The organism is Leptolyngbya sp. GGD (assembly GCF_026735145.1).
Classification (GTDB): Bacteria; Cyanobacteriota; Cyanobacteriia; order Leptolyngbyales; family Leptolyngbyaceae; genus Leptolyngbya; species Leptolyngbya boryana.
Genome location: NZ_JAPQKE010000003.1, coordinates 613,814 through 635,252, shown reverse-complemented (window position 1 = coordinate 635,252; position 21,439 = coordinate 613,814). Strand labels below are relative to the sequence as shown.

The following is a 21,439-nucleotide window of genomic DNA, read 5'->3' as shown; positions in this document are numbered from 1 at the left end:
GTAACAATTTTTCTCTGCTCTCCCTAAGATTGATTTTCGATGTCAGTAACATAGGGAGAAGCCTCTCAATCGATTTCCCATGATTTGGTTTCTGAAGTCGCGTCAAGCTCAAACGCTGAAGGATAGTTCTGTCGTAAATAGCACGTTGCAACAGACGCAGGCAGGACGGGATGCGCTGAGTTTCCAAAATGTGGAGCAGGTGACGATCGTTTATAACGGCTTGTTTGGTTCACGCTCGATTGCGTCAGGAATCGATTGGGAATGGGCAGGGCGAGTCATTCACGAGCAGCAGGCAGAGGTTCGTAATCGACTGAAATACGTATTGCGCGATCGCGATCCTCTCTCACTTCAACTGTCAGAACAGCCAGAACGGGTAAATTTGCCTGCTTTGGAGTCAGAGCGAAGATTGACGATCGCTGGAGAAGATTCAGAATTACTCGATCCAGGACAGTTAATGATTGAGGTCTTTGGACGAGGCGACATTGCAGGAAAGTTGCTAATTTTGGGTACGCCAGGGGCGGGAAAGACAACGCTATTGCTAAGTTTGGCAGAACAGCTTTTGGCGGGAGCGAACACGCAAGCGTGCGCCGAAGGCTACGACAATCCAAAAACAGTAATTCCTGTCATCTTTGAGCTTTCAACTTGGAAGAATGACAATCAATCGATTCAAGATTGGCTGATTGAGCAGCTTTACGATCTGTACGGGGGCGATCGTAAGCTGAAACGCTATGAGCAATGGTTAGAACAACGAGTTTTATTACCGTTGCTAGATGGATTAGATGAATTGGGAATGGAACGCCAGCAGAAATGTATGGCGAAATTGAATGATTTTACGCGACAGTATCCACAAGTTGTGGTGTGTTGCAGGTCGAAAGAATTTGAAGAGTCAGGAATTCGCTTAGGAAATTTGCGGGGTGCAGTTGAGTTAGAGCCGTTAAGCGATCGACAGATTCAGACTTATTTGCAGCAGGTTGAACGAGAGGGACTTTGGCAACAGATTCAGGAAACGCCAGAGATGCAGCAGATGTTGGAGCCGAATAATGGGGAAGCGGGATTGTTGCGGGTTCCTTTGTTTGTGTCTTTGGCAGCGGCAATTTATGACAGGAATCAGCCGTTTCGGGCGAAGGGAGAATTGCTGGAACGGTATATCGATCGGCAATTGAGTTTTGATGTGAGATCTAGCGATCGGAGAAAAAACTTAGATAAGAAAAATTGGGCTTATGAAATAGTAGAACAGGAGCTAAATCACACAGCAGCAAAACAACATTTGAGATGGATAGCAAGACAGCTACAACAAAGAAATAAGATAGAAATTCTGATCGAACAAATCGATTTTTCTTGGCTTGAATCACCTTGGCTAAGCAATCGATATCGGTTGCTCATTCAATCAATTAACTTGATAGTCAGCAGCCTGTTCTTCGCAATATTATTTGCACAGAATATAGGCATGATTCCTGCACTGAGTATTGCATTAACTCTTGCGCTACTTTTTGAAGTAAACAATAGACTTGAGGGGAGGCTAAATAGAATCCGGCAAAATATGGATGCTCTATTACAAGAGAGAGATACACGAATACAGAAATGGAAAGCACGAATCAGCAATATAGATTCACTAATGAGCGATGTAAGCTCAGTAATACGAGATGAAAAGGAATTAGCGCAAATCAGCGTAGAAGTAAACCAACTGGAGGACAGACCATCAAACATAGATGAAGTTATGGAGAAAATAGATTTCGCACGACAAAGAGTAGACGGAATTCTCGATAAAGTAGGCGTTTCACGAGAAGAAATATCTGAACTACAGCAAAGAATTAATAAGTTGAGGCAAGCCCTCATAGAAGAGCGGAACACATTTGAACTAAAAGTTAGTTCCTATCCCAACCAAGGAATGTGGATTTCTGCACAACATACATTAAAAAGCGCTATTGTAGGCTACCTAGTAGGATTAGTTCTCATCCTACTGGTTCTAATATTTCGATTGGCAGTAGACCAATCACTAAAGGGTAATTCAATTACAAGCATAAATATTCCAATTCTCTTACTCATTGGATTACCAATAGCGCTTTTCTGGAGTATACGTCCTGAGCTTGGAATGACTTGCATCAAGCATATCTGTCTCCGCTTAGTACTTTGGCAAAACAATCTTGCTCCCTGGAACATAGCGCAATTTCTCAACTACTGCACCGAGCGGCGACTGCTACAACGCATCGGCGGACGCTATCGGTTCATTCATCGGGAACTGTTGGAGCATTTTGCAAAGCAGGTGAAGGTGGAGAGATAGGGAGATAGGGAGCGTCAAACAAGATCGCGCCAATGCTGAGCGATCGTAAATCTTGAAAGATGACCGACATTCGTAGTTGCAATGATAATTTCTTGTTGCCGCTTCTCAGATAGCTCGATCAATGCTTCTCAGTTTCACCCAACCCGACTTAACGCTTCCATATCAGCTTTATGTATCGCACTTAACCATATTCGTAATACTTTGACACTTTTTGTAATATTAGTTAATATATTTACAGCTAATGCGTTCAGAGTACTTACCATGCAAGACACACAAAAGATTACAGCACCTGCTGTAGAGGATCGTAACGCTTGGAAATTTGGCTTCACTCCGCAAGCTGAACTATGGAATGGTCGATTAGCAATGATCGGCTTTGTGGCTGCTTTGATCACTGAATATTTAACAGGTAGCGGCGTATTGCGCTTCCTGGGTCTGATGTAATCGTATCGTTATCTTTCTTTTAAATTCTGGTCAACCTTGAAAGCTAGTCTGTTGGGCATCTCTGGTAGAGATGCCCAGTTTTTTTGCAATCTAACTTTGCGTTCCAGCAATTTGAGCGATCGTCCAATCTGGACGAAGATTTTTTGCCTGTCTCAGATAAGGATGATGAATTTTCACATCCGGATCAGGCGTATTGAAATGAATCAAAAACCGGATACACCGCTCTAAACTCCCCTTCACATACATTTGCTGCACGTCGATTAGCGGCACATTTGCCCAATGCGCGCGTTCTCTAGCGATCGCAGCCGGAAAAATCGCATCCAGATCTTTCGTCACCGTAAACGTAGCACTGACGATCTCATCAGGGTCTAACGTGTTGTAAGCCTCCAACTCGTCTAATAACTCCGTCACCGCTTCCCGAATTGACTCGATCGTATTTTCTGAAGCGGTGGTCGCTCCCCGAATTGCTCGTACTCGCCAATGCACGTGGGTATCCTCCATATCTTGCTCGTCTCAATCCACTAGCTTATCAACGAAGGGATATAGATTGAATCCGGATCATTGCTTCATTCTTTACGCTTAAGGGCGGTATAACCACAGAGGCAACCCACAAGTCTCAAGTTCAAATTCCAACCAATCCATTCCGACAACCAACGGCGGCAAGGCTCCAATCAGTCCGTCTAAGCGATCGTTCGACGTGAATCGACTCACAACCGACTTCTTCTCTTCAAAGTTAAATGTCTTGGTTTTCTCAGGATCAAGCCCAACCAATTCACAAGCCCAACGACGGGCATCTTCTTCAGTTCCCAAGCGATCGACAACTCCTAAAGCGAGTGCCTGCTGTCCGGTAAAAATCCGCCCATCTGCAAACGTTCTGACCGTCTCCTCTGGGAGGTTTCGTGACTCTGCAACGGTCTGAACGAATTGAGAATAGCTAATATCAATCAGTTCTTGTAGGATTTTTTGCTCAGGCTCAGTCAGTTCTCGATCGAACGACAAAATATCTTTGTACGGACCTGATTTGATCACTTTGAACGAAACGCCAACTTTTTCGAGCAGGCGCTCAATATTATTCCCGCGCAGAATCACGCCAATACTACCTGTAATCGTTCCAGGATTCGACATAATGTGCTGTGCGCCCATGCCAATGTAAACGCCACCTGAAGCCGAAATATTGCCGTAGCTCGCAACGATCTTTACCTTTTCGCGCAATCGTTTCAGCGCTTCGTAAATTTCCTGAGAATCGCCTACGGTTCCGCCCGGGCTATCAATTCTCAGCAATAGAGCTGGAAATTCTCTTTCCTCAATCACTTTGAGATTTTCAAGCACTCTTTTTCGAGTTGCACCTGCGATCGCGCCTTTCACCTCAATTCGAGCAATCTGTTTTCGTGACCCACGTTTTCTAAAGAACCGAACCATAAATTTCAACCATCACAAGTATGTTTGATTCTAACGAATCCGATCGCCATCGCTATAAAGAATACTTAACGAATCTACATAATTTACTAAGATTAGAGTAGCCTCATTCCTAATTGCCCATGTCACTCAAATCTCGATCGCCTTTCCTGCTCATCGCACCTTTTTTCCTATGGGGAACTGCAATGGTCGCGATGAAAGGAGTCATTCCCAATACCACGCCTTTTTTTATGGCAGGGGTGCGTTTACTCCCTGCGGGAATTTTGGTTTTATTGGCAGCAATTTGGATGAAGCGATCGCAACCACAAGGGTGGGCAGCATGGCTTTGGATTAGTTTCTTCGCCCTAGTCGATGGCGCACTGTTTCAGGGTTTTTTGGCGCAAGGATTGGTGAGAACTGGGGCAGGACTGGGATCAGTGATGATTGATTCTCAGCCTTTAGCGGTCGCGCTGATGGCGTTATGGCTCTTTGGGGAAAAGATTGGAGTGTGGGGCTGGATGGGTTTAGCAATAGGCGTTTGCGGCATCAGTCTGCTCGGCTTGCCTGAAGAATTCATTCTTTCAGCAGGATCACGTTTAGGAGAAGCTTTTGTCGATATCGGCTCATTTGCTGACTTGCTCGCTGGCTTATTCGATAACGGGCAATGGCTCATGTTACTCGCTGCTTTGTCGATGGCGGTGGGAACGATTCTTTCTCGCTATGTTTGCCAATATGCAGATCCGATTTCAGCCACAGGCTGGCACATGATTTTAGGCGGATTGCCCCTGTTTGGATTGTCGAGCCAGTTAGAGACTGATCAGTGGACGAATTTAAGTGCAGCCAATTGGGTGTCGTTGTCTTATTCCACAATTTTTGGCAGTGCAATTGCGTACGGTTTATTTTTCTATTTTGCTGCGAGTGGGAGCTTGACTAGTTTAAGTTCTCTGACATTTTTGACACCCGTATTCGCTTTGCTGTTTGGCAACCTTTTCTTAGCTGAAGTCCTCAGTCCGATTCAGTGGATTGGCGTTGCTTTAACCCTTATCAGTATTTACTTAATCAATCAACGCGATGTCTTGAGTGGATCAATTTCTGAGTCGATCGAAGAAGTTCAGGGTAACATAGCCGAGAATAGGCAAATGCTACCGCAAGCCGACTCGAATCTCAGTGAAATTACAACCATCTCGGACTCTAACCTCGATCGCTAAATCGATTCGGGCATTCTAGGAGTCGAATGGCGATTTGCAGTTTTGGATTTGTTTATGATCCCACGCCCCAGTCTCCTGATTGTCACTTGTGCAGCTTGTCTCAGTGTGTCGGCGCGTTCGGTCGAGGCAAGTCAAGCTCAAAATTTAGCCTCACCCGTTTTGGCAAAAACAGGTCAGCCAGCAACCCCACCGCTTTGGGCTTCTCCAATTGTGCTAGGAGGCGCTGGAGCAGTCGCGATCGTGGGAGTTGCAGTTGTTATAGCCTTAAAGCGTATGGGACAAACAACGCCTGACATCCTAGAGCCGATTACGCCTGATTTAAACCCTGTCCCCCCATCCTTACCAGCCTCCCCATCCTTGCCATTGAGTGTTCCAACGTTGAACGGCTCAACTCTCAAGTCAGAGCTAGCAAACTCTCGCCCAACCTCTCAAAATGGCAATGGTCGATCGCAGACAACTCTCCAATCTGAGATTGCTGAGCCGCTAACTCAGGTTGTCAATTCTCCAAAGCCTACGGAGCTAGAATCTCAGCCCAAGCTTGAGGAAACGACGCGACTTGCGAAAGTCAATATCGTCGATGAACTGATTCAAGATCTGCGATCGCCTGATCCAGTTAAGCGCCGCAAAGTGATTTGGGAGTTGGGACAAAGAGGCGACACTCGTGCCGTTCAGCCACTCGTCGATTTGCTGATTGATTCGGATTCTAAACAGCGAAGTTTAATTCTCTCAACTCTGTCAGAGATTGGGACTCGCACCCTCAAACCAATGACCCGCGCTTTAGCAGTGTCATTGCAAGATGAAAATGCAGAAGTGCGAAAAAATGCCATTCGAGATTTGACGCGCGTGTATGACATGGTTTCGCAAATCAGCAATCTCTTGCACAAAGCCACTGAGGATTCAGACCAAGATGTGCAAGAAACAGCAAAATGGGCATTAGGACAACTGAATCGCATTCGTCAAGTTCCGGGTGACAATCTACCTGCCTTGAAAAATTCAGTCAGTCCTCCTGAAAGTTTGCCATAGGCATGAATGGGATTTGAGCAATCTTCGATACAGATTTCTCGCCTAGATCCCGTCAAAATTACGATTGTGTCCTAGAGTCAAATCACCATAACTTCGGCTCCCTTGCGGGAGCTATTCTTTTTTAAACAGCAAAACGAGGAGCCAGACTTTTCTAACTCCTCGTTGTAAAACTCAAATTCAGGCTTAGTTCACAACTTCTGCAAACTCAACAACTTGCCCGGTAAAGTCTTTTGCTAAGAAGTTCAAAGGCTTTTCACGACGGATCTTGTGCTTGATGCCGCGAGTTTGAATGCGGAGGAGAATCTGATCGAGACAATCTCGATCGAAACAAACATGCCGTTGTCGGTCTTTCTCACCCAAAGTTGCACCAGAAATCACATGCAGTTGAGTATTCTTCTTTAGCTGATACCACAGTCCATCATTGCCGTTACCACGCGCCGTCGTACTTCCCATCGAACCAGTAAGATACATCGGGTTCACTCCTGCCGTTCCCAATGACTGTTCGTAATTGTAGTAATAGTGCAATGGAATCTCAGCCACTGCTAGCTTCAACATCCCTTCATAGAAATCGCGGGCGCTTTCGATATCTGAAACCATCACAGTATGAACCTTGGGAGCGCTCGTCAGGAAAAGCCACATTGCTACAGCGTATGCGCCGAGCAACATCACCATGATGCCTTGAGTTGAGAATAAACTATCCATAGATTAAAAAGACTAACGCAACGGGCTGAGTTACAGAATCAGTCCACTTATTCTATCAATACGATTCTGAAACCATCCGCAAGCTTTAGAAAATCACAATTTTTTTGGGCGATCGACCTCTAAAAAAACGTGCCATTTTCGATTCAGCCTGTATATAGTTATTAATCCGACCTTGACATTCTTATGAAAGCTGTAGCGGTTCCAACTTTTCCAGAAGCAAATCATCCAATCGTTAAAGCATTGTTTCATCACAGCGATCAGGAATTGCTGACCTTGTTTCAGCGCTATCCTGACTCTGGGCAATTCTTTACAGCGCTGTTTTGTCGCTACAGTCCCATGGTTTATGCGTTAATTCAGCGCTCCGCCCGCTCGCCTGTGCAAGCTGAGTATCTCTTGGCATTGATTTGGCGACATGTCTTTCACGAATTGGCAGGCGTTGATTTGCGAGTGTTTAGTCAAAGTGGCTCAACATTCCAAACTTGGCTTTTAGCTGTGACGGCATCGGGGATGAACGAAGCAGAATTGCCGCCTGTTGAGGAAATTCATTATGACATTCGACGGGTTTCTCCGCCATTTTGGTGTTATCTCGATCGTGCTTTAGAACAGTTGCCAGCTTTGACACGTTTGACGATCGTCATGGCTCAGACCTTCCATTGGGGCGAAACTCGAATTGCCGCGTATTTGCAGGCAGAAGGTGAACAAATCGATGCGGATCAAGTCAAAGCGCATTTGCACGCAGGCTACAAAGCCTTAGAGAAACTTTTGCCGGATGACATTAGAACCATCTATCTGGGTGGGAATGCTTTAGATCAAGAATCGGTTTCCGAATTGGAGGCTGATTTCGATCCAAGCCTAGAAGAAATTGAATTTTTCTAATGTTGAAACTCGTCCCCTCGATCGCGCTCAGCCTGTTGGTCAGTAGCGCTCTGGCTGCTCCTAGCTTCGCGTCTTCACTCAATCACCAGCTTCGTGTTCAGTACAATAACGGCACGCAAGGCAGTGCGCGACAAACCGCAGACCGCATCGTGGAATCTGGAATTCAAGCGCAACGAAGCGGTTTACTCGATCAAGCGATCGCGGATTGGAATCGCGCTCTTGACCTCTATCAACAAATTGGCGAAATCCCAGCGCAGGGGCGGGTCTATGATTTGCTCGGCATGACCTATATCCAACTCAATCAATTGAACAATGCTGAGAATGCTTTCCGCCGCAGTTTGGGTGCAGCCCGCGATGAAGGCAATACGATTCGGCAAATCTACGGCTATAACAATGTCGGACAGGTGATTCTGCAACGTGGGCAAACCGTTGAAGCCGCGAATTCTTTTGCAGAAGGTGTGAGAATCGCTCGCCAAGCGAAACATGATGCAGGACTGGGATTATCGCTGAGCAATTTGGGATTAGCAACTTATGCCCAAGGGCGATATCAAGCCGCGATCGCATTTCTCGAAGAAGCCCGCAAGTTCCGAGATCAGGCAAAAGATCCCATTGGTGCAGCGAATACTTTGAATAACTTAGGCGATGCCTATCGGGCGGTTGGATCTTTTGCGCTCGCTTATGCAGCCCACGATCGCGCGATGACGCTCGCACAGACAGGAAGCGACCAAGCGGCTCAATTTCGAGCGTTTGATGGCATGATGCTCGCAAATCGAGGCATGGGTCAAGAGAATCGCTTCACCGAGATGCTGAATCAGCGTTTAGCAATGGCAAATCGGAGTAACGACGCTTGGCAAATGCTGAACTCTTTGAAAATGGTGGCGCAGCATCAACAGCAGCAGGGCAAACTCACTGCGGCTGAGGGCTATTATCAGCAAGCTTATTCGGTGGCTCAGAGATTGAATGCAGCCCGGGAACAGACCTTTTTGAGAGAACAACTCGGGTTTTTGCGATCGCGCAAATTCCGTTGGCAAGCGCGATAAGACACATCAGGAAGTCTTAACCCCGTGGACTTTTCCATTCGGCATAATTGCGCCCTGAAGATTTGCTCCCGTGAGTTTCACCATGACTCGATCTTCAAAGCCAACTTTCGCACCCTCTAAATTCGCGCCCCGCAGGTCTGCCCCACTTAAATCCGCGCCGATTAGATTCGCCTCCCGCAGATCTGCCCCACACAAATTTGCTTCCAGCAAATTCGCACGGAACAAATTCGCTTTCTCTAATTTCGCACCTTCCAAGTTTGCCTTGTGCATAAACGCATCACTGAGATCGGCACGCGTTAAATTCGCACGACTCAAGTTATAGCCAGACAAATCTTTCTCTTTTAAGTTCTGTCCGCTCAAATCTTTCCCCGTCATATCTGTCATGTGGGGACGTGCGGGCGTTTTGGGAGGCTGGTGATATTCAGCGCGATAGTGGGATTGACGATAATAGTTTTGATCATTCGTCGATTTATGCGGATTCGCATCAGCCGATTTTGCCTGTTCAGAGCGATTGGCATCCGAAGTCTGATGATAATTTGGACGGGGATAAGGCTGATAGGTTTGGTAATTTGGGCGCGAATTCGCGGTGTGCTTTTCCGAATGTCCGTTATTTGAGTGCCCGCTATTTGAGTGCCCGTTATTTGAGTGCCCGCTAGTCGAATGCCCATTGGTCGAATGCCCATTGGTTTGCCGTCCACTGGAGGTCTGCCCACTGTGGTAGCCCGTCGAAGATTGGGTCGGAGGACGGTAATAGTAGGACTGATAATAAGTTTGCTGCGCAGGCTTAGGTTGAGCCGCTGCAGGTTTTGGAGTTGCGCCGTTTTTATGGTGCGATCGCAAGGTATCTCGTGCCTGATTCAATTCCTTGATTTTCGCTTCGGCTTTTTGCACTAAGCGGGGATTATCCTTGGGGATACGGTCAGGATGCCAAATAAACACTAAGTCCTTATAAGCTTGGGTCACCTCTTCCATCGATGCCCCAGGCTCTAATCCTAATAGTTGATAGCAGCGTTCTAGCTCACCCATCTACTTCACCATCCCGCTTCGACCGATAGCCAACTGTGATTACTCACTCACTCATTCTCCAATGAAGAATGAAGTAGAAAGCTTGCTTTGATTCAGTGTAAACGGTTCTTCGGTCGCCTGTCTCGGAATAAAGAGTGATTTAATCTCGTTAACCCATTGATTAAATTTATAAATAGCCGGGAAAAAGAGAAACAAGGCTCAGACCTTATATGCAGAGCCTTGTTTCCCCAGCTTGAGATGGAACCGAAACCTAACGGAAAATCCCAAAGATACCAAGTGCCGGCCCTAAGAAACTGCCGATTCCTTCAGCGACACTTTGAAGTCCAGTCTTACCGACCACGATCGTATCTCCGGCTTGCAGAGGAGGATTCTTTGCTTGATCAATGCCGCGGGAGAAATCGATATCGACCCGACGACGATCAACTGCTCCATTCGGCTGAAGGCGAATAAATTCAACCGAACTCTTACGCGCTCCCCGAGCAAAGCCACCTGCCGCAAGAAGGGCTTGGTTCATCGTCGTGTAAGGTGGAACCTGAACTGCACCAGGTTTTTCTACTTGCCCGACCACATTGACTGTGATCAGTTCAGGCGAGATGACCCCACGACCCATAATCGCGGCATCTTCTGGAGTAATCGAAGCAGTTGCCAGAGGCACAATGACGCGATCGCCTTCTTGCAAGATGATGTCCTGCTTGCCGTCGCCCTCTCTCAACAAGCTCATCAAATTCACTTTGATGGTTTGTTCGGCTCCGTTGGCAACCGTCCGCCGCACTTCAATATCGCGAATGTTGGCTCGCTGAGTGATACCGCCTGCTTGTTGCAGTGCTCGGGTAACAGTGGGTGCTCTCAGGCGCTGTGCTGCTGTGGTGGCTCCAGGAGCAGGGGTTGTCGCACCTGTATCGGAGACCGCGATTGTTTCACCGCGCACGGTTTGAGGTCCAGGACGATTCACTTCCCCGGCAACAATAATGCTGATTGGTCGATCGAAGCTTGCGCCTAAACTAGAGTTTGCCAGTTCACTCGATTGATCAAAATTTAGCGCGGCCGCTGCAGGCACATAGACACTGTCCCCGTCGCGCAACTGCACGTCTTGACCTAAATCACCACCTCTCAAGAGTTTGGCTAAGTCAACCTTGAATGTCTGTGTTCCACCACCACCGGGGCGACGACGCACGATCTCGACTTGCTTGAGATCTGCTGACTGCTTGATTCCACCTGCCATCTGTACCATGCGGCTCAGGGTGGGAATACCAACATCCCCCAGCGTCGTAGTGTAGGTTCCTGGGCGTGCCACTTCGCCGGATACTGCCACCTGAATGGGACGAGCAGTCAACAAGCTGACGGTAATCACGGGACGAGTCAGATATTCGCTGTAGCGTCGTGCCAGCGTATCAGATGCCTGCCGCATCGTTAATCCTTGCACCACGACTCCACCTGCTAGCGGCAAGTTGATCGAGCCATCCGACATGACTTGATATTCGCCACTATATTCTGGGACACCGAAGATATCGATCTTCACTCTGTCACCGGAGCCAAGTAAGTACCCTTCATCTACTCGAACCGGAGCCGGACTCGCAGCCGCTGGGGCAGGTCGAGTGGGCGCAGTCTGGGCGATTGCAGGAGTCGCGATCGCGGTCAATCCGAGTAGTGTTGCCATCATCAGCGGGTTAGGCTGAGCCTTTTTCCAATCCATAGATCTGATAAATCTCCTAAGCACAAACAGTCCGAGTCAGTTCTGCGATCGCACTTTGATACACCCCAAGCGTTTCCTGATGAACACGTTCCACCCGTAACCAATCTAAATTGGTTTGGGCACGCTGCTTCCAATCTTCTAATTCATCTCGCCGAGTCAACAGCCCGGAAAGTGTCTTAGAAAGAACGGTGATGTCTTTGGGTGGGATGAGTTTTCCGGCGCTTCCACCGTCGAGGACTTCTGGAATGCCATCGACATTGGAGGCGACGATCGCACATCCAGCTTCCCGTGCCTCAGAGAGCACTAACCCAAAAGGTTCTCGGCGAGAGGCGAGTACAAACACATCCGTTGCAAGCAGATATCGCTGCGGTTCCGCTTGGAAACCCTCAAAGTGAATCCGTTTCCGGTGAGGACTTTTCCTGGCTCGACGCTCGAACGCCGCCCGTTGCGGACCATTTCCTACTAAATATAAGTGGGCGGTTGGATGTTCGTCAGCTATCTGCACAAAGGCTTCAAGTAAGTCTTCAATTCCTTTGCGGTGATAGAGTCCGGCGATAGTCGTGATGGCAGGACGCTCTAACAATAAGGGTTTGACCCGATCCAGGGGGGTCTGTCTCAGACTGCCAATCGTTCCATTCGGCACCACATGGAGTTTCCGTACTGGAATACCCCGATGTTGCATTGATCGCGCAACTGCTTGGCTGACTGCAATGACCCGATCGGCAACTCCCATCAAAACTGCATGAAATTGCCATTCATTGTGGACGGTTGAAACCAAAGCATAATCGGCATTTCCACGCAAAGCTTTCCCTAAAATCACGCCAGTCATCATGTGGGCATGGACAATATTCGGTGAAAATTCTTGCGTAATTTTTCTAAATTTCTTGGTAGCGTTTAATACTTCTATCGGAGAGCGAGAAACTTTTAGCGGGAAATGCTGGATTTGAAATTGCTTCATCAAACATTCATATTCACCGCCCGCCGAAGCGATCGCGACCTCAAAACCTGCTTGAGCTTGAGCACAGGCGAGGTCGATTGCAGCATTGACAATCCCGTTTCCAATATTTTGAGCGTGGTTAAGGATGTGAAGAATCCGCATCTAAGCTAGTCTGCAACAGGGTTTCCACAAATGTGAGGTATTGATCGACGATGCGATCGCGCTCAAAGTCTAGAGAGCGCTGTTTGAGAAGCGTCGAATCGATCGACCTATCCAGCGTGTCCAGAATCGCGGTTGCCATTTCTGCCGGATCAGCAATTTTTACTAGCTTACCGTATTTTCCCGCTGCTAGAGTTTCCGCAGGTCCGCTGGGACAGTCTGTTGCCACGATCGGAACACCGCAAGCGAGGGCTTCTGCCACAACATTTCCAAAGCCTTCAAATTTCGAGGACAAAACAAATACAGCTGATGCTGCCATGTAGGCGTAGGGATTTTCCACAAATCCGGGCAAGGCGACGTCTTGTTCGAGTCCGAGTTGCCGAATTCGTTCCTCTAATAGAGCACGTTGTTCGCCTTCACCCAGAATCATCAAGCGTGCGGGACGAGTCACCCGAACTTGAGCAAAAGCTTCGATTAACGTGAAAAAATCTTTTTGGCTGACCAATCGTCCGACTCCCAAAATCACAGGAGGTTCTCCAGGCTGAAACCAAGGGTGATCGATCGGTTCTTGGCTTTTCTGAAATACATCGGGCGTGACCACCGGATTGTAGATGACTTGAATTTGTTCGACTGGAACTTGGGTAAGTTCAGCAACATCCTTTGCAGTTCCTAAAGAAGCAGCGACGATCGCATCGGATTTGGGATAGAGCCAGCGCACCATGCGCGATCGCACTTTGCCAAAGGTTGCACCTTGATGATTTCTAAACTGTTCAGATAAATAAGTCTGGACACACATCACAATTCGAGTCGGAGCCTTACCGCGCGCCCATAACGCTGAACTTAAGATATCTAATGCAGAGAATAGAACGGCAGGTTGTTCGGTTTGCAAATATTGATGCAGCGCCAGCGTTTTTGTAATTAGAACCGGGAATTTTGCTTTTAAATCGACGATGCGAACTTCAGGCGGAACGCGATCGAGATAGGCTCCTCTAGCTTCTGCCAAGACTAAATCAACTTTCCAGCCTCGCTCAGCGAAACCAATCGCGAGATAAAGCATGGCACGTTCCGCTCCGCCCCCATCGAGAGTCGGTAAAAATATACTGAGTAAGGGTTTGACAGTAGACATGCTGTTTTGCAGAACGGCGGTTGATAGCATGAAGGAATTTTTCTACAAATTCATCTCTCTGTAGTTTGAAATTACACTGGTGCAAATCGAACTACAGCCGAGCTTGGAGATGCTGTTGAATTTGAGCGTTCGTTTCTGTCAGACGGAATTTCTGGCTAGCTTGCAGTTGAGCTGCTGCCGCGATTCGAGCAGCTTCAGTCGAGTGTTGGCGACAGTACTCGATCGTATTCGCTAATTCTTTCGCATTACCTGGCGGAGTGAGCCATCCTGTAACTCCGGGATCAATCAGTTCTATTGCTGCGCCTGCTTTCGTTGCGATCGTCGGTATGCCACAAAGCATAGCTTCCACAATCACTCGTCCAAAGGGTTCTGCTGCGATCGAGGTATGCGCGATCACATCACAAGATTTCATTAGTGCCGTCACGTCATTGCGAAACCCGAGAAATTTGACGCGATCGTGCAGTTGAAATTGCTGCACCTGATTTTGTAATTGTTGAACGTAATCTTGTTCGCCAAACAATGCGTCACCAACAAAAATTGCGCTCACGCTTTCGTCACAGTACTGCAACGCTTCGAGTAATACATGTTGCCCTTTCCAGGGTGATAAGCGGCTGAAATGACCAACGACGAAGCGCCCTTCTAATTCTTCTAATCCAATTGGCGATCGCACATCAGTCTGATAAGGCTCCAGCGCGAATCCGTTGTAAACAACTTCAACTAGATCGGGATTTCCACCTGCTTCGATGAATGCAGTTCGACTCGCTTGAGAATTTGCAATCACCAGCTTGGAGCGATTTGCCATCAGAATTGCCAAGCGTCGATTCGTTTTACTGAAATGCTCAGGAGAAAGAATATCGTGCAGGTGATACACCAAAGGTCGGTTTGACAAGGCACTCGCGATCGCACCAACAACTAAAGCTTTTTGCGTATTCGCATAGATTGCATCATAGCTACGACCGAGGGTAGCAACACGCATTGCTAAAGGAATTAATTGTCCCAAACCCAGGAAACCTGCGATCGCGCCGCTTGATTTACGTACAGCAATCGACTTTTTCGCTAAAACTTGAACCGGAATCTGCTCTTGCTCAAGCCGTTCTCGGAAGTCACCATCTTCAAACAACCCAACCAAGCAAGAATCTCGATACGCTCTTGCAATATCAAGTAGGCACAGTTCTGCACCTCCAGATTTACCTGTCTGGTCTAAAAATAGGAGTCTTTTCACGCCACAACCTGAGAAACCTACCTTTCGGATGAGTCTAGCCAGTTGTAGATTCGGTCGAGCTGTTCGATCGTAACGAGACCATACTGCCAGAGAATCATCGGCAGAGGTCCTGGATTTTGTTCACGGTAGCGCAATGCCAGCGCGATCGAAGAAGTAGATAGCGACAGTTCTTCTTGTAAAAACCGGATGAACTTGGAATGGGTTGCAGTCAACATCAGACAAATACCTCTGGAGTAGACGGGTTTTACACAGGGTCAAGTGAATCTAATTATGGAAAAGCCAAGCTAGCTTGACCTATGAGAGTAGCCAGTGTACGAAGTGGTCAGTACAGTTGAGAAATACTGAACATATCGTTTCCATTAAGTTTGTCAGTCCGAGTATCAAGGCAATTCTGAGTTGGAATCAGCAGATCTTAAGGTTTTCTTACTGTTATTAGATAGAAGCTGCGTAAAAGTTTCACAGATTCAAGCTAAATAGCGCAAGCTCAAGCTGCCACAAGAACAGGCTTCTAGCGTAAATCGAGATAGCGGAAAGTGTCTCTATCTGAAGTTAGGTTGCCTGCCGTCACACAGATCGTTATGTTCATTCATTTATAAACAAGGTTTACAACAAATGTTAACGAGATGAGTGTAATACCACATCCTCGAACCCTTTCGTTTCTTCCAGAAGAGTTAAGAATTAGCCTTAGTAGTTTAAGAGATTGTGACAAGCATTGCTATTTTTTAAGCGATTTAATAAAAATGCGATCGCCCACTTTTAGCCCCAATTCAGCGGCTCGTCCTGCTCGTAGCTCGATCACTTGATCAATATCGATTGTCGGTGATCCATAAGTTGGACAGGGATCAGCTTTACAAGGCGGAACATTTTCAGAGATAAATCGAATTGTGCCATCTCGCACGAACAGCATATCTAAAGGAATGAGCGTATTCTTCATCCAGAATTGGGCGGGGCGAGCTGGCTTGAAGGGAAAAAGCATGCCGCGATCGTCTGCCAAACTGGTGCGATACATCAACCCCATCGCTTGTTCTGCGGGGGTTCGGGCAACTTCGAGTTGAATGGTTTGATCTGCAACTTGAAAAAATGCGGAGAGCGGCAAGACTTGCCCCAGAGGCGCAGCGGGCGAACTGCTGCGCGGTAATTCAGTGGGTGAGGGTTTTGCTTGTGTTGTGGTGGAACAGCTTGCCAGCAACACAAGCAAACTTAACCAGGCAAAAAATCGATTTTTCATGACTCTCGTAAAACGTAGCCGACTCCACGAACGGTTTGAATGAGGCGCTTTTCACCCTCGTCTTCAATCTTGAGCCGCAAATACCGAATGTAGACTTCGATGACATTGGATTCGCCAACAAAGTCATAGCCCCAAACGTTCTCTAAAATTTGCTCACGGGTCAGAACTTCGCGCGGATGCTCCATCAAGTATTTGAGCAATTCATACTCTTTCATTGTTAAGTCGATCGCTCGACCATTTCGCAACGCCTGACGAGTCGCTAAATCTAGAACCAAGTCGCCAAACTTCAGTTGCTCAGTACTCGGAATATCAGGCTTGAGATAAAGTTTCACCAGTTTGAGAAATTCCTCACTCCGGTAAGGCTTGAGAAAATAATCGTCGGCTCCGGCTTCGATACACGCGACGCGATCTTCAACGGCATCGCGTGCCATCAAGAGCAAGACTGGGATTCGAGTACCACTGGTTCGGAGATTGTGACAAAACGAGAGTCCAGAATCGCCATCGAGTAAACGATCGACAACGATCAGCGCGGGATGTTTCTCGATCGCTTGTCTTAATCCCATATGCGCATCATGAGCCACGATCGTGTCATAGCCCGATTCTTGCAAATCCAAACTCACATGATTTGCTAGTGCTGCATCAGTTTCGACAATCAAAACGCACGGAGTCACATCGGCAATACTCATTCCGCAGAGCCTCGCATGGAAATTCAGCCTATTCTAACCATAGACGGCAATTTTGGGAAAAGTGCCCCAATTAAATAATTAAATAACGTCCTCAGACTCTAAGTCGGTTTGGCAACATGCGCTACGCCCCAGCCAAGTTTTTCTCGTAAGACACTGAAGAATTCAGGCGGACGTAAACGGACAAATCTTGCAGGATATGGGGCCTTTTTCACACAGACATGATCGTCTGGCAACACGTATGATCCGGCGTTGCCATCGGCGGTCAGAACGAGGCGATGCGGAATTGCAGGATAAATCGTGACCGGATCGCGATTGGGAAATACGAGCGATCGCGAAGCTAAAGAATGTGGGCAGATCGGAACCAGAATCATCACGGGAATACCGGGAACAATCACAGGCCCACCTGCCGATAAAGCATACGCCGTTGAGCCAGTTGGCGTGGACACAATAATTCCATCTGCACCAATATCGACACGATTGTGTCGCCCGACGCTGATCTCAAAATGGCACATGCTGGTCAAAGGTTCACGATGCAGCACCATCTCATTCAGACATAGGGCTTCCCAAAGCATGGCCTCCTCTCGAATGATTTGCACATGCAGCATGGTGCGCTCTTCGATTTCGTAGTCTTCAGAGAGCAGCGCGTCGAGCGCTGCTGGCAATTGATCCAATAAAATCTCGGTCAAAAATCCCAAGTGCCCCGTGTTGACCGCCAACAGTGGAATGTTGCAGGGTGCAACCTGACGAAATGCAGACAAAACTGTGCCATCGCCACCTAAGACGATCGCGAATTTCATTTCAGAATCGAACCCAGGCGGAACCAAGCGATCGATCGGGGTGTGACAAATTGGACTTTCAGGTGAAGCATATCCGAGGATTCCGCCTGCACCCGTTGCCAATGCCACATCCCAGCCTAGCGAAGTCAGCTTCGCTTCGAGATCGGTCGCAACTTGACAAGCGATCGGCTTGTCATCGTTGTAGATAATGCCAGCTTTCGGCACGCGCAAAACCCTGTGAAATGGTGATGAATTCTAATTCTAAAAGCGGGGATACGCTTTTTTTGTACGCTCTTTCTTTTTCTTAGCTTGCTCTTGGGCGTATTCGACTTCCTTCAGCTTCTTCAAAATGCGGCTGAAATACTCTTGCAGATAGGATTCTAGCGTCGTCATTTCTTGAGGATCTAATCCCAAAACTTCGTACGTTTCATCCATTGAAGCCGTTAACGGTCTGCCTGTTGCCACGACTTCCGTAAACGCTAAGCGATCGGCAATATTCCAAGTCCACTGAAAGAATTGAGCAATCCGCCGCGAGATCCGCACAACTGAGATCGGCGTTTTAGTCACTTTTGCCTGTTTGCCGGACAGCCGCTCACAAACTTTAATAATTTCGTCCGCGCTCCAAGCTTTTGAACCGACAACCGGAAGGGTTTTGCCAATTGATTCTGGGACTTTTAAGGCTTGAACCGCGAATTTTGCAATATCGATCGTGTCCATATAAGCCGTGGGAGCAGTATTCCCCATCACCCATACGCTTTGCCCTTCTAAAATCGGGATAGCGTATTGTCCGATTAAGCCTTGTAAGAATCCGCAAGGGCGAAGAATTGTGTAGCTTAATCCTGATTCTGCTAAGAATTTCTCAAGGCAAGTCTTAATTTCCATCAGAGGAACCTTGGGAAATTTCTCTGCATCCAGAATCGAAAAGAAGATATATCGCTCAATTCCCGCTTTCTTCGCGGCTTGAATCAGATTGACCTTGCCTGTCCAATCGACTTCTTTGATACTGAGCGAATCGGTTGCTCGTGCAGTTGCAGCATCAATAATCGCTGTCACACCCTCTAGCGCTGCCGGAAGCGTCTCTGGATAACAGAGATTTCCGGTCACGAGTTCGGCTCCCCATTCTTTTAGAAAAGCAGCTTTGCGGGGGCTACGTACCAAACAGCGAACTTTGTATCCCTCATCTAGGGCGCGCCGAGTGATCTGCCTTCCTAAAGTGCCAGTCGCACCTACTATCAATACGCTCATGAGGAGTTATGTGACAAATTGTTAACTTTTCGATAAATTCTATCAGAAATCTTGGCGTTGAGTCGCGCAAAGCAAGAACGAATTCCAGATCCCCAGTCGAACATCCCTCATCGTAACCTGGATTAAGGGATGTAACCTGACTCCGTACGCTACGCTAAATAAAGCGATCGCTCAACCTTGTAACTGAATATGGCAAACCCTAATCCGGCTGAAACTGAGCAATGTGCGGTTCAGCATCCTGTGAATTTAAATAATATTCGCTTTCTCCACCGGGACTTACTGAGTGTAGAGAAGTCTCAGCGCATGGCGGAGTTTTTCAGTTTGCTAGGCGATGCAAACCGTCTTAGAATTCTCTCGGCACTGGCAGTTCAGGAATTATGCGTGTGTGATTTGGCAGCAGCCGTCAAAATGTCGGAATCGGCGGTATCGCATCAACTCCGAGCGCTGCGATCGATGCGCTTAGTGGGCTATCGCAAACAAGGGCGGAATGTTTTTTACTCGCTCAAAGATCATCACGTTCTCAATCTTTATCGCGAGGTTGCTGAACATTTAGACGAAGAAGAGTGAAGGATTTCCCCCACTCTCGCGTTTGATTTCTATTCTTCTCCACCTTGGAGTTTGAGGAGTAAGAAACCGAGCGACAACCCAACTAAGATTAGGGTGGACGCTAAAAATGCAGTGTTAAAAATTTCGCCAGCCATTGTTTGAATTCTCCTCTTAAACAGCAATTAGGTGGGTCATCTCTAAGTATTGTAAAGCAGTTCAGTCACGCCTTAGAACCCAATGCCACGTTTAGTTATTTCCATGGGCGACCCTGCCGGAATCGGTACAGAGGTCATCCTCAAAGCTTTAGCCGATCCAGCCATTTCACAACAAGCCGAAATTACGATCGCTGGAAATCGCAATATTCTCCTCGAAACGTACGATCGCTTAGACAGCGCCGCGAATCCTGAGAATCTCAACCTGCTTCACATCGAAACTCCCGGTTCAATCACACTTGGAACCGGAAATGCAGCCAGTGGTGAAGCCGGATTTCGATATTTGGAAACGGCGATCGACCGCACTTTAAGCGGCGAGTTTGATGTGATCGTGACCGCTCCGATTGCAAAATCCGCCTGGAAAGCCGCAGGTCACATTTACCCAGGACAGACAGAACTTTTAGCAGAAAAAGCGGGTGTGAATCGATTCGGCATGATGTTTGTTGCGCGATCGCCACATACCGACTGGGAACTTCGCGCTCTGTTAGCAACCACGCACATTCCTTTATCCCAAGTACCGGAGAAATTAACCCGAGAAGTTTTAACGCTCAAATTGGACTTGTTGATTGAATCGCTGCAAGATTCGTTTGGGATCACTCAGCCACGAATTGCGATCGCCGGGTTAAATCCCCACAGCGGCGAGCAGGGGCAACTAGGACGCGAAGAAATGGACTGGATATCCGATTGGCTTGCAGCAATGCGGCAACGCTTCCCACAGGCTCAACTCGATGGATTATTGCCACCAGATACGATGTGGGTGAAACCGGGTCAGGCTTGGTTTGGGTTGGGACAGGTCAACGCTCACGATGGATATCTAGCGCTCTATCATGACCAGGGGTTGATCCCGGTGAAACTGATGGCATTTGATCGCGCTGTCAACACCTCGATCGGACTGCCATTTATTCGGACATCGCCGGATCATGGGACTGCCTTTGACATTGCAGGCAAAGGCATTGCAGATGCAACCAGTATGAAAGCCGCGATCGAGTTCGCAATTAGACTTGCAAAACGTAAAGCATTGTCTCAATCCATGAAGGCAATCTAAGCCAAAAACAGTTATCTGCAACACAATCCGTCAGACCCGCGTTCAGCAAAGCCTTTGAGCTGAATTTTGTAGGAGTAACATGGCTAAACAATGTCAGAATCTCATAACTTTAGAGACACTTCGTAAACTTTTGACCCCAAAATGAGTTAGAAAATAGAGAGAATTCAGTATATCTCACTACAGATTTCAGCCGTTTTGAGGAGAGTAATGGCTGATTGTATTGAGGATTGATGTTCCGAACTTTTGCTACTTGGTTTGTCCCCCAAATAGATTTCAATCTTCGATCCCAGATTTCTCAGGAAGGTAGACCCATGCTTCAGACAGCACAGTACTCGCTTTGCATGATTCAAGACGAGGTACGTCAACTTATCGATCGAGGTGTTGTGAGCCGCCACCAGCCCATTTACACCCTTTGCAAGCATATTCCAGCTCGTGAATGGGTTCGTTTTGAAACTGAGTTAGAGCGGTTCGACTTCTTGCTGCGTGACCGAATTGGCGATTTGATGGCTCAGGAGTGCTGGGATAACGATTAGGGAGACGAGGAGATGGGGAGATCGGGAACAAAAGCGGGT

General features: G+C 47.5%; 23 protein-coding genes. 9 read left to right on the top strand and 14 right to left on the bottom strand.

All coding sequences use genetic code 11. The annotated features are described in order from the left end of the window. Window positions 1-79: 79 nt before the first annotated feature. Entirely contained in the window at window positions 80-2,281 is a 2,202-nt protein-coding gene (locus OU814_RS17940; RefSeq protein WP_268184576.1) for an NACHT domain-containing protein, read from the top strand. Window positions 2,282-2,362: 81 nt separating this feature from the next. Then, a complete protein-coding gene (locus OU814_RS31340; protein ID WP_326498317.1) occupies window positions 2,363-2,722 on the top strand; it encodes a chlorophyll a/b-binding protein in 360 nt (119 codons plus the stop codon). Between the two features lie 90 nt (window positions 2,723-2,812). Here OU814_RS31340 and aroH read toward each other — a convergent pair whose 3' ends face one another. Together aroH and sppA are read right to left on the bottom strand one after the other, a co-directional pair. Next, window positions 2,813-3,223 carry a chorismate mutase gene (gene aroH / locus OU814_RS17930; RefSeq protein WP_268184575.1) on the bottom strand — a complete coding sequence of 137 codons (411 nt, stop codon included), beginning with the start codon at window positions 3,221-3,223 and terminating at the stop codon, window positions 2,813-2,815. A 78-nt stretch (window positions 3,224-3,301) separates the two neighbouring features. Further along, window positions 3,302-4,141 carry a signal peptide peptidase SppA gene (gene sppA, locus OU814_RS17925; RefSeq protein WP_017288099.1) on the bottom strand — a complete coding sequence of 280 codons (840 nt, stop codon included), beginning with the start codon at window positions 4,139-4,141 and terminating at the stop codon, window positions 3,302-3,304. Window positions 4,142-4,260: 119 nt separating this feature from the next. Here sppA and OU814_RS17920 point away from each other — a divergent pair, with 119 nt between their 5' ends. Both OU814_RS17920 and OU814_RS17915 read left to right on the top strand, forming a co-directional pair. After that, entirely contained in the window at window positions 4,261-5,325 is a 1,065-nt protein-coding gene (locus OU814_RS17920) for a DMT family transporter (protein ID WP_190652320.1), read from the top strand. A 54-nt stretch (window positions 5,326-5,379) separates the two neighbouring features. Next, on the top strand, window positions 5,380-6,348 hold the full coding sequence (locus OU814_RS17915) for a HEAT repeat domain-containing protein (protein WP_268184574.1): 969 nt from the start codon (window positions 5,380-5,382) through the stop codon (window positions 6,346-6,348). A 183-nt stretch (window positions 6,349-6,531) separates the two neighbouring features. Here OU814_RS17915 and OU814_RS17910 read toward each other — a convergent pair whose 3' ends face one another. Further along, window positions 6,532-7,050 (bottom strand): hypothetical protein, encoded by a 519-nt coding sequence (locus tag OU814_RS17910; RefSeq protein WP_026148622.1) that lies wholly within the window; start codon window positions 7,048-7,050, stop codon window positions 6,532-6,534. 183 nt (window positions 7,051-7,233) lie between these two features. Between OU814_RS17910 and OU814_RS17905 the strand changes: the two genes are divergently transcribed. Next, window positions 7,234-7,926 (top strand): RNA polymerase sigma factor, encoded by a 693-nt coding sequence (locus OU814_RS17905; RefSeq protein ID WP_268184573.1) that lies wholly within the window; start codon window positions 7,234-7,236, stop codon window positions 7,924-7,926. Next, window positions 7,926-8,966, top strand: coding sequence for a tetratricopeptide repeat protein (locus tag OU814_RS17900; RefSeq protein ID WP_017288089.1), 1,041 nt, complete (start codon window positions 7,926-7,928; stop codon window positions 8,964-8,966). The genes OU814_RS17905 and OU814_RS17900 overlap by 1 nt, the downstream gene beginning before the upstream one ends. 6 nt (window positions 8,967-8,972) lie before the next feature. Here the strand turns inward: OU814_RS17900 and OU814_RS17895 are convergent, their stop codons facing one another. The 10 genes from OU814_RS17895 to OU814_RS17850 form a co-directional block, all read right to left on the bottom strand. Beyond that, window positions 8,973-9,992, bottom strand: coding sequence for a pentapeptide repeat-containing protein (locus tag OU814_RS17895; protein ID WP_017288088.1), 1,020 nt, complete (start codon window positions 9,990-9,992; stop codon window positions 8,973-8,975). A gap of 250 nt (window positions 9,993-10,242) precedes the next feature. Continuing rightward, window positions 10,243-11,685, bottom strand: coding sequence for a polysaccharide biosynthesis/export family protein (locus OU814_RS17890; RefSeq protein ID WP_017288087.1), 1,443 nt, complete (start codon window positions 11,683-11,685; stop codon window positions 10,243-10,245). A gap of 16 nt (window positions 11,686-11,701) precedes the next feature. Further along, window positions 11,702-12,784: a glycosyltransferase family 4 protein gene (locus OU814_RS17885; protein WP_017288086.1), complete on the bottom strand. Its 1,083-nt coding sequence runs from the start codon at window positions 12,782-12,784 to the stop codon at window positions 11,702-11,704. After that, window positions 12,762-13,907, bottom strand: coding sequence for a glycosyltransferase (locus tag OU814_RS17880; RefSeq protein WP_268184572.1), 1,146 nt, complete (start codon window positions 13,905-13,907; stop codon window positions 12,762-12,764). The genes OU814_RS17885 and OU814_RS17880 overlap by 23 nt, the downstream gene beginning before the upstream one ends. Window positions 13,908-13,998: 91 nt before the next feature. Next, window positions 13,999-15,129, bottom strand: coding sequence for a glycosyltransferase (locus OU814_RS17875; protein WP_268184571.1), 1,131 nt, complete (start codon window positions 15,127-15,129; stop codon window positions 13,999-14,001). Between the two features lie 17 nt (window positions 15,130-15,146). Beyond that, window positions 15,147-15,344, bottom strand: coding sequence for a DUF2949 domain-containing protein (locus OU814_RS17870; protein WP_017288083.1), 198 nt, complete (start codon window positions 15,342-15,344; stop codon window positions 15,147-15,149). Window positions 15,345-15,844: 500 nt separating this feature from the next. Further along, window positions 15,845-16,357 carry a DUF192 domain-containing protein gene (locus tag OU814_RS17865; protein ID WP_017288082.1) on the bottom strand — a complete coding sequence of 171 codons (513 nt, stop codon included), beginning with the start codon at window positions 16,355-16,357 and terminating at the stop codon, window positions 15,845-15,847. Then, window positions 16,354-17,043, bottom strand: coding sequence for a response regulator transcription factor NblR (gene nblR / locus OU814_RS17860; RefSeq protein WP_268184570.1), 690 nt, complete (start codon window positions 17,041-17,043; stop codon window positions 16,354-16,356). Before nblR ends, OU814_RS17865 begins: the two co-directional genes overlap by 4 nt. Before the next feature lie 98 nt (window positions 17,044-17,141). Next, a complete protein-coding gene (locus OU814_RS17855; protein WP_268184569.1) occupies window positions 17,142-18,044 on the bottom strand; it encodes an NAD(+) kinase in 903 nt (300 codons plus the stop codon). Between the two features lie 36 nt (window positions 18,045-18,080). Beyond that, complete coding sequence (locus tag OU814_RS17850) at window positions 18,081-19,064, bottom strand: SDR family oxidoreductase (protein ID WP_268184568.1); 984 nt, start codon at window positions 19,062-19,064, stop codon at window positions 18,081-18,083. Window positions 19,065-19,253: 189 nt separating this feature from the next. Between OU814_RS17850 and OU814_RS17845 the strand changes: the two genes are divergently transcribed. Continuing rightward, the gene (locus tag OU814_RS17845) at window positions 19,254-19,631 is read left to right on the top strand and encodes an ArsR/SmtB family transcription factor (protein ID WP_017288078.1); all 378 of its coding nucleotides are present in this window, start codon (window positions 19,254-19,256) and stop codon (window positions 19,629-19,631) included. Between the two features lie 29 nt (window positions 19,632-19,660). Here OU814_RS17845 and petM read toward each other — a convergent pair whose 3' ends face one another. Beyond that, window positions 19,661-19,765, bottom strand: a complete 105-nt coding sequence (gene petM, locus OU814_RS17840; protein ID WP_017288077.1) for a cytochrome b6-f complex subunit PetM — start codon at window positions 19,763-19,765, stop codon at window positions 19,661-19,663. An 82-nt stretch (window positions 19,766-19,847) separates the two neighbouring features. On the opposite strand from petM, the gene pdxA reads away from it, so the two are divergent. Beyond that, complete coding sequence (gene pdxA / locus OU814_RS17835; RefSeq protein WP_268184567.1) at window positions 19,848-20,867, top strand: 4-hydroxythreonine-4-phosphate dehydrogenase PdxA; 1,020 nt, start codon at window positions 19,848-19,850, stop codon at window positions 20,865-20,867. Window positions 20,868-21,178: 311 nt separating this feature from the next. Further along, window positions 21,179-21,400, top strand: a complete 222-nt coding sequence (locus OU814_RS17830) for a DUF4327 family protein (RefSeq protein WP_026148621.1) — start codon at window positions 21,179-21,181, stop codon at window positions 21,398-21,400. Window positions 21,401-21,439: the final 39 nt, after the last annotated feature.